9 protein-coding genes are annotated in these 13331 nt (G+C 74.4%); 6 read left to right on the top strand and 3 right to left on the bottom strand.

Annotation, left to right across the window (positions count from 1 at the left end):
• Positions 1 to 84 precede the first annotated feature (84 nt).
• On the bottom strand, positions 85 to 612 hold the full coding sequence (locus I6A81_RS15025) for a peptidylprolyl isomerase (protein ID WP_203007112.1): 528 nt from the start codon (positions 610 to 612) through the stop codon (positions 85 to 87).
• Positions 613 to 1314: 702 nt separating this feature from the next.
• On the opposite strand from I6A81_RS15025, the gene I6A81_RS15020 reads away from it, so the two are divergent.
• Positions 1315 to 2766: a hypothetical protein gene (locus tag I6A81_RS15020; RefSeq protein ID WP_203007113.1), complete on the top strand. Its 1452-nt coding sequence runs from the start codon at positions 1315 to 1317 to the stop codon at positions 2764 to 2766.
• A 354-nt stretch (positions 2767 to 3120) separates the two neighbouring features.
• Here I6A81_RS15020 and I6A81_RS15015 read toward each other — a convergent pair whose 3' ends face one another.
• Positions 3121 to 5094 carry an FAD-dependent oxidoreductase gene (locus tag I6A81_RS15015; protein ID WP_238430842.1) on the bottom strand — a complete coding sequence of 658 codons (1974 nt, stop codon included), beginning with the start codon at positions 5092 to 5094 and terminating at the stop codon, positions 3121 to 3123.
• A 506-nt stretch (positions 5095 to 5600) separates the two neighbouring features.
• Here I6A81_RS15015 and I6A81_RS15010 point away from each other — a divergent pair.
• From I6A81_RS15010 to I6A81_RS14995, 4 genes are all read left to right on the top strand, one after another.
• Positions 5601 to 6653 (top strand): sulfate ABC transporter substrate-binding protein, encoded by a 1053-nt coding sequence (locus I6A81_RS15010; RefSeq protein WP_238430843.1) that lies wholly within the window; start codon positions 5601 to 5603, stop codon positions 6651 to 6653.
• Between the two features lie 6 nt (positions 6654 to 6659).
• Entirely contained in the window at positions 6660 to 7511 is an 852-nt protein-coding gene (gene cysT / locus I6A81_RS15005; protein WP_203007115.1) for a sulfate ABC transporter permease subunit CysT, read from the top strand.
• A gap of 166 nt (positions 7512 to 7677) precedes the next feature.
• Positions 7678 to 8457: a sulfate ABC transporter permease gene (locus I6A81_RS15000; RefSeq protein ID WP_407661304.1), complete on the top strand. Its 780-nt coding sequence runs from the start codon at positions 7678 to 7680 to the stop codon at positions 8455 to 8457.
• Positions 8458 to 8524: 67 nt separating this feature from the next.
• Positions 8525 to 9508, top strand: a complete 984-nt coding sequence (locus I6A81_RS14995) for a sulfate/molybdate ABC transporter ATP-binding protein (RefSeq protein WP_203007116.1) — start codon at positions 8525 to 8527, stop codon at positions 9506 to 9508.
• Between the two features lie 184 nt (positions 9509 to 9692).
• On the opposite strand, the gene I6A81_RS14990 is transcribed toward I6A81_RS14995, so the two are convergent.
• Positions 9693 to 11624, bottom strand: a complete 1932-nt coding sequence (locus I6A81_RS14990) for a helix-turn-helix domain-containing protein (protein ID WP_203010212.1) — start codon at positions 11622 to 11624, stop codon at positions 9693 to 9695.
• A 586-nt stretch (positions 11625 to 12210) separates the two neighbouring features.
• Between I6A81_RS14990 and I6A81_RS14985 the strand changes: the two genes are divergently transcribed.
• Complete coding sequence (locus I6A81_RS14985) at positions 12211 to 12939, top strand: alpha-ketoglutarate-dependent dioxygenase AlkB (RefSeq protein ID WP_203007628.1); 729 nt, start codon at positions 12211 to 12213, stop codon at positions 12937 to 12939.
• The last annotated feature ends 392 nt before the right edge of the window (positions 12940 to 13331 follow it).

The following is a 13331-nucleotide window of genomic DNA, read 5'->3' as shown; positions in this document are numbered from 1 at the left end:
CACGGTCGCCGGGCACCGCCGTCGGCGGTCCCCCCCCGCCCCCCCCCGCTGGCGCCGGGGGGGGCCCCGCCGCCGGCGGCCCGGCTACGCCGGGCGGCGATCGATGACGATCTCCTGGACCACCACGTCGGTGCGCGGCCGGTCCTGCGCGCCGGTCGGCGCCTTGCTGATCGCGTCCACGACCTCGGCGCCGCGGGTGACCTCACCGAAGATGGTGTGCTTGCGGTTGAGCCAGTCGGTCGGGCCGACCGTGACGAAGAACTGCGAGCCGTTGGTGCCCGGGCCGGCGTTCGCCATCGCGAGCAGGTACGGCCGGTCGAAGGTCAGGTCCGGGTGGAACTCGTCGGCGAACTTGTAGCCCGGGCCACCGCGCCCGCTGCCCAGCGGGTCCCCGCCCTGGATCATGAAACCGGGGATGACCCGGTGGAAGATCGTGCCGCTGTAGAGCGGGGTGCCGGTCTTCTTCTCCCCGGTGCTGGGGTCGGTCCACTCCTGCTCGCCGGTGGCGAGACCGACGAAGTTGCGGACGGTCTTCGGAGCGTGATCCGGGAACAGCCGAATCTCGATATCGCCCTGAGTCGTCCGCAGCGTCGCGTACAGCTCCTCGGCCATGTGCCTCTCTTCTCTTCAGATCGCGGGTCACGGCGACCCGCGTCGGATTCGCGCCACCGGCCTCCACCGGAAGACGTCCGCGCGCCGCCCGGCGTTCCCGCCCGGTGGCCGGCGGGCCCCGTGGGACGGTGTCGCCCACCCGGCCGAGTGACGCCACTGTCGGGCCTGCCCCCGGGCAGACCTTGGCGAACCAGGCGAACCCGGCCGAGCGCCGAGTGGTCCGGACCGTCCTGGTGACGATCGTATGCGCCGGCTTCTCCCGACGGCCGCCGCGACCGCCCACGGCGCGACGCAGCGTGACGGCGGTCTCGGTGGCGGCGGTCTCGGTGGCGGCGAACCGCGAGCCGTCGCCGCGGCTGTCCAACGTCCCCGCCAGTTCGGCGAAGCGCGGTCCCGCCAGTTTGGCGAAGCGCGGTCCCGCCGGATCGGCGATCAGCGTTCCCGCCGGCCCGAAGATCTGGAAGGCCTCGGGCCCGCCCGGGGGACCTGGGGCCATCGCCCCGCGATTCGGGCCGCCCGTGGCGTGCGCGCGACAGGAGCGCCCGCAGGCGCGAGAGTGCTATCAGCACTACCCAGAGTAACGAAGATGCTCGGCGCGGTAGGCGGGTCCGGGACGTCGGGTGAACGCCCGCCTCTCACCCCGAAGCCCGCGGGCCCGGGGCGCCCCCGGGCAGGCACCGCGCACTCCAGGAGAGGGAGACGATGGGTACCAGCTTGCGGGGCCGGCTCTCGCGCGTCACCGAGATGGCGCCGGACGACGGCAGAAACAGGCGAGGCGACCGTGGCCAGGACGTGCCTACCGGCATGATCCGCGGCGGGATCATGCGTCGGTCGCGGACCGCCGGACTGGTCGAGCAGCGGTCCGGCCGCGGCCACCTGCGCCATGGCGCCGAGGAGGGCGCGGACGCCGGCGGGACGATGTCGCGCCTGCTCGGCCAGAGCGGGCCGCGTGACATCCACGTCCCGGTGGCCGCGCGCGAGGCCGCCGGGCGGGCCGGCTCGGCGTTCACCAGCGCGGCCGGGGTGGCGGCGCGCGCCGGCCAGTCCGCCGCCTCGGCCACCCGGGACGCCGGCAGCGCGCTGGCCCACCGGATGTCCGACGCCTCCGGCCGCGTGTCGGACGCCTCCGGCCGCGTGTCCGAGCGTGCCGAGCACCTGGCGGACTACGCCGAGACCGAGGGCCGCTGGTCGCCCGGCCGCTGGTCGGGACGGGAACGAGAGGAGCAGGGGCGCCAGCGCCGGTCCTGGGAGGAGCCCCGCGAGGCGGGCTGGGAGCAGCCCGGCGAGGCGCTCCGGCGGGCCGGGGAGATGTCGAACGGCCACGGCGGCCGGTGGGGCCGCCATGGGAGGCGGTCGGAGGAGTCCCACGCCGCCGGAACACCCGCGGCCGAGCGCGCCGGCCGCGCGGGGTGGCGCGAGCGGCCGTGGGAGTCCGGCGAGCAGGGTGACCCGAGGTCCTGGGAGCGGGGCGGCGGGCGGTCACTGGCGGAGCCCGGCGGCCGGATGGGCCGCCGCGAGCGGCGGATGGCGCGCGAGTCCGGCCAGGACCGGGCGCCCGGCCGCCACGGCGAGTGGGCGGGCCGCCCGGAGGGCAGCCAGGAATGGTCCTGGGAGCGGTCGGCGCTGCCCTGGGAGGAGATGGGCGAGCACGCCATGCGCGGCCTCTCGAAGCGGACCGTCCGGCGGGTCGAGAAGGCCCGGGGCGCCGCGGACGAGTCCGCCAGTCTCGCGTACGAGGCCGCCGAGCGAGCCATGCGGCACAGCCACTCGCGTCGCGCGCGCCGCTCGGAGCGCAAGGCCGTGGAGCAGGCCGACAAGGCGCAGCGGATGCTCGACACACAGCTCGAGCGCCTCGAGCGCCGGCTCGCCCAGTCGCGCCGGCGCCGGCGTCGCGGGGTCGGCCTGCTGCTGCTCGCGGGCGCCGGCGCGGGCATCGCCGTGGCGGCCCGCCGCTACCTCGGGCAGCCGAGGGGCGGCGAGCCGGGCCTGACCCGCGAGGAGCAGGCCATGCGGGCGGGGATGGCGCCGGCCGGCGCCGGCTTCCCGGGCACCGACCGGCTGTCCGAGGGCATGGCGAGCGACGTCACCGCCGGCCGGATGGAGGAGATGCCGGGGGTCGACACGATGAGCGACTCGACGTCCCGTCGCTTCTGAATCGGTTCTGATCGCCTGGTCAGCTGGCCACCGGACCCGCGTGGGCGCCGCCCGCGCGGGTCTGCCCATGCGCCCACGCGCGGCCGGCGCGGCCGCCCACGCGGTGGGGACCAGAGGGAAACCTCGTGACCGGTGAGCGGGGCGGCCCCGGCGAGCGGCTGGTCATGACCTGTGGGGAGTTCGACCATGATCCCAGACGCTGTGGTGTCGAAAGTCTTCCTATTAGGCACCACGGCCCATGGACCGATCCCAGGACCGGCCAGTCACCGGCGATCTTCCATCGCCCCACGTGGCCGGCCAACGCCGGACCCCGGAACTCATGGGGCGCCTAGGGCGCTTCCCGTGGGAAGCGCCCTAGCTCTTGCGCGGCGCCGGGCCGGCGGTCACGACCGGAAGGCCGCCGATCCGATACGCGGCCGGGGCGTCGGCGGGGACCGCGGGGTGGCGCGGCTCCACCGGGGCTATCCGGCGATATGGCGAGCCCAGCGGGGGGCGCGGGTCCGGCTCGCCCTTGTTCGGCCACAGGGACATCGCGCGCTCGGCCTGCGCGGTGATCGTCAGTGACGGGTTCACGCCCAGGTTCGCGCTCACGGCGGCGCCGTCGGCGACATGCAGGCCCGGGTGCCCGTAGATCCGCTGGTAGGCGTCGATCACGCCCTGCTCCGCGGAGGCACCGATCGGGGCGCCGCCAAGGATGTGCGCCGTCACGGGGATGTTCGCGAGTTCGGTGATCGAGCCCGCGGGAAAGCCACCCATCCGGGCGGCGATCCGTCGGGTGGCCTCGTTGCCCTCCGGGATCCAGGTCGGGTTCGGCTCGCCGTGCCCCTGCGCGCTGGTCAGCCAACTCGTGCCGAACGGGCCCCGCCGCCGGCGCACCCGCAGGGAGTTGTCCCGCGACTGCATTATCAGCGAGATCATCGTCCGCTCGGACCACCGCCAGGGCAGCGGGGCGAGGACCGCCCGGTACGGCCGGCGCAGGCAGGCGCCGACGAACCTCAGCCAGCGCGGGATCCTGCCGCCGCCGTCGGTCATCACCGACGCCAGCGGCGCCATCACGTTGCTCCCCCGGCCGTAGCGGACCGGCTCGACGTGCGTGTGCGGGTTCGGGTAGAAGCTCGACGTGATCGCCACCCCCTGGGTGATCCGGGCGTCCGGCCGCGGCCTCATCGCCCCGAGGATGGCCTCCGAGTTGGTCCTGGTCAGGTGGCCGAGGCGGTCGGAGAGCCCGGGCAGCCTTCCTTCGTCGCGCATCGCGAGCAGCAGGCGCTGCGTGCCCAGCGCGCCCGCGGCGAACACGACCTGGGGCGCCCGCCAGCGGCGGGCCCGCCGGCGCGCCCGGGCCCGCCCCCATGGCGTCGCCGCCGGCCAGGCACCGGCGGGCTCGCCGACGACCTCGTAGCCGCCGCCGGGCAGCGGCGTGACCGAGGTGACCGACGTGTCGGGGACGACGGTGACCCCGAGCCGCTCGGCCAGGTAGAGGTAGTTGCGGTCGAGGGTGTTCTTGGCGCCGTGCCGGCAGCCGCTCATGCACTCGCCGCACTGGATGCACCCGGTGCGGCTCGGGCCGGCGCCGCCGAAGTAGGGGTCCTCGGCCCGCTCGCCGGGGGCCGGCCGGCCACCCGGGCCGAAGTAGACGCCCACGTCGGCCAGCCGGAACGTGTCACCGACGCCCATCTCGACCGCGACGTCCCGGAAGACCTCGTCGGCGTAGGTCGTGGTCGGGTTGCGCGCCACGCCGAGCATCCGCTCGGCCTGGTCGTAGTACGGCGCGAGCTCGGCGCGCCAGTCGGTGAGGCCGGCCCACTGGGGGTCGGCGTAGAACTCGTCCAGCGGGCGGTACAGCGTGTTCGCGTAGACCATCGAGCCGCCGCCGACGGCGGCGCCGGAGAGCACCAGTACCCGGCCGAGCAGCGTGATCTTCTGGATCCCGTGGCAGCCGAGCCAGGGCAGCCACAGGAACCGGCGCAGGTCGCCACTGTTCCTGGGCAGCGACGCCGCCGTGAAGCGGGCGCCCGCCTCGACGACGGTCACCCGGTAGCCCTTCTCGGCGAGCCGCAGCGCCGTCACGCTGCCGCCGAAGCCACTGCCGACGACGAGGACGTCCGCGTCGAACCTCTCCCCGCCGCCGCCAGGCGCGCCCGCCGGCTCGCCGGGCGCCGCCTCGGTCGCGCGGTTCGTGTCCGCCTGCCCGCCCCCGCCCGCCGGCACGCCCTCGCCCGCCGGCACGCCCTCGCCCACCGGCACGCCCTCGCCCGCCGGGGCACCGCCGGGCCGGCGGGCGGGCTGGTCCTGGCCCGCTTCCAGGTCGTCCGTGACCGAGCTGTCCATGTCCTCATCATGGGCCGAGTTCTCGTCATTGGCCGGTCCCCGGTCCTGAGGCGGGCGGCCCGCCGTCCCGCGCGGGAGACCCGAACGGGATCTACGGCGCGAATGCCACCTTTTCGGCACGAGACGCCCACCGGAGTGTCCGGCAACGTCGGCGAGTGGCCCTGAGGTGGGGTCCGACGCGGCCCGGCGCGGGCGCGCGACCTGGCCTGGGAGCGGATCCGCGGCCCCACAACGCTTGATAGTCGATTGCTTTAGTGGGATATTTGCGCGCGTGGTTGCCGTCAGTCAGCGATGCCGCCGTCCCGTCCGCGGGGCGACGGCTTGTTGTCGCGCCCACTGACCTTCGTGGGCGGGACTGGCGTCCCGAGCCGACGGTAGCCACGCAAGTCTGGTCGTCCTGACGCGCGCGCGCCTCCCCCCGCCCTCATGGTCGCCGAATTCTCACATCTCCGGTCGGAGATCTGTGGTGCGCACGCGCACCGATGAGGAAGGACGGGGTTCCGTACATGAATATCCCCAGGCGCGCGACCGCCGCGCTCGCGCTCGCGCTCGGCCTGACGCTCGCCGCCTGCGGTGGCGGGAGTGACGACGACAACGCCAGCGGTGGCACGACGGGCGGCGGCGGCAGCGACACCACCCTGCACATCGTCGGCTTCGCGGTGCCGGAGGCCGCCAACAAGGCGATCGCCGCGGAGTGGAACAAGACGGACGCCGGCAAGGGCGTCAAGTTCCAGACCTCGTACGGCGCGTCCGGCGACCAGAGCCGCGCGGTCGTGAACGGCCTGAAGGCCGACTACGTGCACTTCTCGGTGTCCAGCGACGTGACCCGCCTGGTCGACGCCGACCTGGTCGACGCGAGCTGGAACCAGGGCCCGACCAAGGGCATCGTGTCCTCGTCCGTCGTGGTCCTGGCGGTCCGCGAGGGCAACCCGAAGGGCATCAAGGACTGGGACGACCTGATCAAGCCGGGCGTCGAGATCGTCACGCCGAACCCGGCGTCGTCCGGCGCGGCCCGCTGGAACGCGCTCGCCGCCTGGGGTCACATCTCGGCGAACGGCGGCACGGACGCCGAGGCGACCGACTTCGTCACCAAGCTGTTCGGCAACGTCGTCTCCCTGCCGAACAGCGGCCGGGACGCCACGACGACCTTCCTGAGCGGCACCGGCGACGTGCTGCTCGCCTACGAGAACGAGGCGATCCTCGCCCGGCAGAACGGCGAGAAGCTCGACTGGGTGTACCCGAAGACCTCGATCCTGATCGAGAACCCGGGCGCCGTCCTCAAGGACGCGGACCCGAAGGCCACCGCCTGGCTTGACTTCGTGCTCAGCAAGGACGGCCAGAAGCAGTTCGCGCTGAAGGGCTTCCGCCCGATCATCGACGGCGTCGAGTACGGCGAGGTCGAGGGCGCGATCGACCCGAAGAACCCGTTCCCGACCGTTGAGCAGCTGCTCACCGTCAGCGAGGACTTCGAGAGCTGGTCGGCCCTGTCGAAGAAGTTCTTCGCCGAGGACACCGGCATCATCACGAAGATCATCACTGAGTCCGGGAAGGCCGAGTAACAACCTGTGACGTCCACGACGCTCACCCCGGCGGGTCGGTCGGCGCGCAAGCGCCGGCCGGCCCGCACGGGTCATCCACTGACCCGCGGCTCCGCGATCGGCCTCGGGGTCGCGACCATGTGGTTCAGCCTGCTGGTCCTCATCCCGCTGGCCGCGGTGGCGGCCACCGCGGCCGGCTCGGGCTGGGACTCGTTCTCGCGCGCCCTCAGCAACGACGCGACCGCGTCCGCGATCCGGCTCACCGTGCTCATGGCGCTCGCCGTCACGGCCGTCAACGTGGTCATGGGGACGCTGATCGCCTGGGTACTGGTACGGGACCGCTTCCCCGGCCAGCGGGTCATCGAAGTCGTCATCGACGTGCCGTTCGCGCTGCCGACCATCGTCGCCGGCCTGGTGCTGCTGTCGCTCTACGGGCCGACCAGCCCGCTGGGCGTCGACGTCGCGGGCACCCGGCTCTCGGTCTTCCTGGCGTTCCTGTTCGTCACGACGCCGTTCGTCGTCCGCTCGGTGCAGCCGGTGCTCGCCGAACTCGACCGGGACGCGGAGGAGGCCGCGGCGTCGCTCGGCGCGAGCCGGTTCACCGTCTTCCGGCGGATCATCCTGCCGAGCCTCATCCCGGCCATCGCCGCCGGCGCGACCCTGTCGTTCGCCCGGGCGGTCGGCGAGTACGGCTCGCTGGTGCTGCTGTCCGGCAACCTGCCGATGCGCACCGAGGTCGCCTCCGTGCGCATCCTGTCCAGCATCGAGAACGACAACCCGGACAACGCGGCGGCGGTCGCGGTGATCCTGCTGGCGATCTCGCTCGTCGTCATCGTCGTCGTCGACGTCCTGCAGCGCCGGATGGTGCGCCGTGGCTGACGAGACCATCGACGGCCACGCCGCCGGGAACGGGGACCTCTCGCTGGTGAAGACGGGCCACGAGCCGGGGCACGAGCCCGGCCGGGAGCGCCTGCGCGAGCCGGACGACGCGCCGAAGCGCGCGCCGGCCCGGCGGGCGGCGGCCCGGCGCGGCCCGCTTACCTACGTGCTGCGCCTGATCGTGATCGCCTACCTGTTCTTCCTGATCGCCTGGCCGCTCTATCTCGTCGGCCAGAACGCGTTCAAGGACGGGTTCGGGGCGATGCGGGACGTGCTGACCGACGCGGACACGGTGGACGCGCTGCTGCTGACCGTCCAGATCGCGGCCATCTCGGTGGTCCTCAACACCGTCTTCGGCGTCGGGATCTCGCTCCTGCTGGTGCGCTACGACTTCCCCGGCAAGCGGGTGCTGAACGCGCTGCTCGACATGCCGCTGTCGGTGTCGCCGATCGTGGTCGGCCTCGCGCTGACCCTCGTCTACAACGGCCGCAGCGGCTGGTTCGGGCCGGCCCTCGAGGACGCCGGCTTCCAGATCATCTTCGCGGTGCCCGGCATGGTGCTGGCCACCACGTTCATCGCGCTGCCGCTGGTGATCCGCGAGGTCGTGCCGGTCCTCGAGGAGGTCGGCGACGACCAGGAGCAGGCGGCCCGCAGCCTCGGGGCGGGCGCGTTCACGACGTTCCGGCGGATCACCCTGCCGGCGATCAAGTGGGGTGTCGTCTACGGCGTCGTGCTGAGCCTCGCCCGCGCGCTCGGCGAGTTCGGCGCGGTGAAGGTCGTGTCGGGCAACGTGCTCGGCTCGACCAGGACGGCGACGCTCGCGGTCGAGGAGAAGTACCTCAACTTCGACAAGGACGGCGCGTACGCCACGTCCTTCCTGCTCGCGCTGGTCGCGGTCGCGGCGGTCATCGTGGTGTCGATCTTCAAGCCCAAGGGCAAGCGGTGAGCGCCCGCCGCCCGCCCCGCGGCCCAGCACAGCAGCTTCCGGACCCGCGTGAGATGGAAAAGGCTCGATGAGCATCGAAGTTGTGGAGATCGGTAAGCGGTTCGGCGACTTCGTCGCGCTCGACGACGTCTCCGTCAGCATCCCGACCGGCCAGCTCACCGCCCTGCTCGGCCCCTCGGGCGGCGGCAAGTCCACCCTGCTGCGCATCATCGCCGGCCTGGAATCCGCGGACAGCGGCCGGGTCGAGATCGAGGGCGTCGACGCGACCCGGCTGCCGCCGCAGAAGCGCAACGTGGGCTTCGTGTTCCAGCACTACGCGGCCTTCAAGCACCTGTCGGTGCGGCGCAACGTCGCGTTCGGGCTGGAGATCCGCAAGCGGCCGAAGGCCGAGATCCGCGCCAAGGTGGACGAACTGCTCGCGCTCGTCCACCTGGAGCAGTTCGCCGACCGGCTGCCGTCGCAGCTGTCCGGCGGCCAGCGGCAGCGGATGGCGCTGGCGCGGGCGCTCGCGGTGGAGCCCACCGTGCTGCTGCTCGACGAGCCGTTCGGGGCACTGGACGCCAAGGTCCGCAAGGAGCTGCGTGACTGGCTGCGCCGGCTGCACGACGAGGTCCACGTGACGACGGTGTTCGTCACGCACGACCAGGAGGAGGCCCTCGAGGTCTCCGACAAGATCGTGGTGATCAACGAGGGTCGGGTCGAGCAGATCGGCACGCCCGACGAGCTCTACGACAAGCCGGCCAACGACTTCGTCATGCGCTTCCTCGGCCCGGTCACCCAGGTCGGCGACCACCTCGTCCGGCCGCACGACGTCCAGATCGACCTCGACCCGGCGGCGCCGGCGGACGCCACCGGTGTGGTCAGCCGCATCAGCCGCATCGGCTTCGAGATCCGGGTGGACGTGACGGTGAGCGACGCGGAGGTCGTCACGGTGACGATCACCCGCAACGACCTGCTCGCGCTCGGCCTCGAGACGGGCACTCGGGTGGGACTGCGGATAGCGCCGGTCGGCACGGCCACCTTGCTGGACAGCAAGGCCTCCTACGCCTGACCCTCGCCTGGCACTGGCTGGCGAGACGCGGCCCGGCTCCCCGCATGGCGGAGCCGGGCCGCTCGCGTTCCGGCCGAGGCCGCAACCGTCGCGTTCGGACACCACGTCCGGCTGGCGCCCACGCCGCCGCTTCAGGCGCGCGACCGCGAGGCGGCCGGGGTGGGTCCGCCGGGCGGGGCTGGGATCAGGAGGCGCGGGCCTTGGCGAGCAGGGCCGCGTGCCGGGCGCCGACGGCGCCGGCGCGCTCGATCGCGGCCAGGTCCGACGACGGCCCGTCCTGGCCGGACGCCGCCGAGGCGGCGGACGCGGGCTGCTGCGCGAGCAGGCCACGCCAGTTCTGGCAGGCCCGGCACGGGCACTCGTCGCTGGTGCGCGGCAGGTGCTTCAGCCGCCAGGCCAGGCCGTCCGCCGGGCTGTCTGAGCCGATCTTCACGCCGCCGACGACGAGGTGGACGAGGTGGGTCGCCAGGGTCGGCGCGGACCAGCCGCCGTCCTTGATGATCTCCGTGAGCGTGTCGAGCGAGTCGACGAAAACCTCCGGCTGCTCGCGCATGGCCCGGGCCAGGGTGGTGATGACCTGGCCCGCCGCCACCGTCGCGGGATCGCGCGGTGACTCGACCACCGCCAGGGCCGGCGGTTCCGGCTCCGCCTGGGCGACCGGGCCGGCGGGCGCGGCGCCCGGCGCCGGCACGGCGACCGGACCGGGCTGGACAGTCCGGCCAGGCTGGGCGGCCGGACCGGGCGGGACGACGGAATCCGGCTGGGCAACCGGCGCGATCGACGGGCCCGGGCCGTCCCCGGCCGGCGTCGCGTCCCCGCGCGGCGTCGCGAGGTCGTTCACCGGCGAGGTGGACGGCGCCGCGGCGGGCACGGGTGGCGGGACCGGAGGCTCCTGTGCACTCGCCGACGGTCGGGGGCGCTCGCCCGGGCGCGCGGTCCAGGCCGGGAGCGGCGTCCAGGTCGGGAGCGGCGTCCAGGTCGGGAGCGGCACCGAACTCGGGATCGCCGCCGAAGTCGGCGGGGGCGCCGGGCGCGGCGGCTCGGCTCGCTGGTCCGGCGCGGCTGGCGGGTGCGCCCTCGGCGCGGCGGGCGCGGCGACGGCCGCCGAGGCGGCCGCCCGCGCTGGCGGGTCCGCCGGCACAGGCGGGTCCGCCGGCACAGGCGGGTCCATCGGCGCGGGCTCGTCCCGGGCCGCCCGGAGCGAGCCGCCCCACGGCGGCTCGTACGGGTCGCGATCCGCGTTCGCCGGCAGCCACGGCCCGGGGTACGCCGTCCCGATCGCCCCGGGCGCCGAGGCCGTCACGGGCACCCGCCCCCGAGCGCGTTCGGACATCGCGCGCAGCAGCCGGCCGCGACCGGCGAGGCGACGCGACACGTGCGCGCCGGCCGACACCATTGCCGCCGCGCCGGCCACCGCGACCACCGGCTCGGCGTCGTCGCCGACGTCGAACGGCTCCACGCCGTCCGCGGCCTCGGCGGCCTCGTCCGGGGCCAGTTCACCCGCCGCGGTGAGACGGTCAGGCGCCCCGGCGGCCGGGCGGGCGAGGGCGTCGCCCGCCCGCTCGGTCCCGGCCGCCCCCGCCACGGTCCCGGCCGCGACGATCGCGGGCTCGGCGGTCCCGGTCCCGGTCGCGACGGCCGCGACTGCCCTGGCCTCGGTCGCGGCGGCCTCGGCGACGACGGGCCCGGCGTCTGCCGAGGACCGCGCCGGCTCGACCCCGGCGGACCGGGCCACGTCCGGCGGGAGGGTCAGCACGAAGCGCGCCGGCCGGCCGGCGGCTGGCCGGCCGACCGAGCCGAGCCAGCCGAGCTCACGCAGCCGGGCGAGCTGGCGCTGCACGTGGGTCCGGCTGTACTTGGTCTGGGCGACCAGGACCGGCAGGCCCGGCGCGCAGACGGCCGACCCGACCGGCAGTTCCCGGTCGGCCTCACTGGCCGGCCGGACGTGGCTGGCCAGGATGAGCGCGACGAGCTTGGTCGCCGGCGGGAGCCCCGCCTCGGCGACGGCCCGGTACCAGCCCCAGTTGTCGGCGGCGATGGCGCCGGACGACGGCGCGGTCGAGACGAGGACGAGGACCCCGGGGAGCTGGAGCTGACGCATCGGGTCGGTCACCACGGAGCCTCGCCTCCTCCCTTCGTGATCGTCAAGCCTTCGTGATCGCCCAGCCGCCCCGTCCGGAGCGCGGCCCTGGCGGAGGCCAGGACCGGCTGGAGCGGACAGCACGGACGTGACGGTGCGGGTGGTCAGTCGTACCGGCGTCTCCCGGCGCGCGGCCGGGGCAATGATCGCTAGTCGTCGAGTTCGTGCGTCGTCGAGTTCGTAAGTATCGGCCGTTCGCCGGGTGCGTGGCGCGGCGCTTGGCTATGCCGGTTGACGAACGTTACCCCGCGCCGCCGGTCAGGTAAGGGACGTGGAGCCAAGGGGCACACATCACGGCAACATGCCTGTGTGAGCGCGTAGCGAGCGCTCGACCAGCGCTTATTCCGGGCCATGGCCGGGGCCGACAGGTTGCGGCCGTCCCCATGTCCCCGGTGGCCCGACGGCCGCCGGGCGCGGGAAACGCCGCCCCACCCGACACCCACCCGTCCGCAACCCGACACCTACGCCGGACTCCCCGCGACCGCGCCGCGCCCGTCGGGACGGGATCCGCGCGCGCCGCCGGCCGCCCAGACGTGTCAGACCCGGCGGGTAGCGTCGAGCCATGCCCGTCGAGCGTCCCGAACAGGGCGAAAGCGGCGACGCGACAGCCAGCGACGTCACGATCCGTGACCTCGTTCAGGCATTGACGGCGGCCGACCTCGAACGGCACTGGCTTGACCGGACCTCCTGGGTGGACGTGGGCCGCGGCTGGCTGCCCGCCGCCGACGGGCTCTACCAGCGGGTCCGCGACACCGCCCCCTGGCAGTCGGGGGCCATGTGGCGCTACGAGAAGTACGTCCTCCCGCCCCGGCTGAGCGCCTGGTACCGGGCCGGCCAACAGCTGCCCTACCCGGAGCTGACGGCGTCCTATCTGGCGCTGCGCCGGCGCTACGGCATCGACTTCGACGGCTACGGCCTGTCCTACTACCGGGACGGCGCCGACTCGGTGGCGGTGCACCGCGACAAGGAGCTGCGCTGGCTCGACGACACCGTGATCGCGATCCTGACGCTCGGCGCCCGTCGGCCCTGGCACCTCAAGCCGGCCCGGCTGCCACCCGGCCGGCGCATCCTGAACGACGCGCGCGACACCTCGGGGGTCGTCGACCTGGCCCCCGGCTCCGGCGACCTGATCGTCCTGGGCGGCCGGGCCCAGGCCGACTGGCTACACGGAGTGCCCAGGGTCGCCGGGCACGTCGGCGGCCGGATCTCGGTGCAGTGGCGGTGGACGTCGCGCACCGGGCGGCCGGAGCAGGGCCCTGGCTACGGGGCCGCCCGCCGTTTCGACCGCTGACGCCGCCATGGCTCCGCCGCGCCCCGCCACGCTTCCGACGCGGGCGGTCGTCGCTCACCGCCCTCGGACGAGCCCCTGGGCTCGTCGGCCTCCCGCCGTTCCGGCCCGCCGGCAGGCCGGTCGCGAGCGCTCGACAGGCGCTCGACGAGCGCCTGTCGAGCGGCTTGGGCGCGGATGGCGCCGGCGACGCCGAGACGGTCGGCGAGCGCTCGGCTGGCGCTCGGCGCGGACCCGTTCAGGGGCCCCCGACTGCCCGCCACCCAGGAATCCACCAGCGAATATGCCCAGCAGTCATATCCGGCGGCCCGATCAGGACGCCAGTTCGAGTGAAGAAGGCTGGGTTCCTGAGCGCCACCGCCACCTTCGCCATGAACGTCCCACAAACGGCCACC

The sequence above is a fragment of the Frankia nepalensis genome (assembly GCF_016786325.1).
GTDB classification, from domain to species: Bacteria; Actinomycetota; Actinomycetes; order Frankiales; family Frankiaceae; genus Pseudofrankia; species Pseudofrankia nepalensis.
This window is presented reverse-complemented; position numbering and strand designations above follow the sequence as displayed.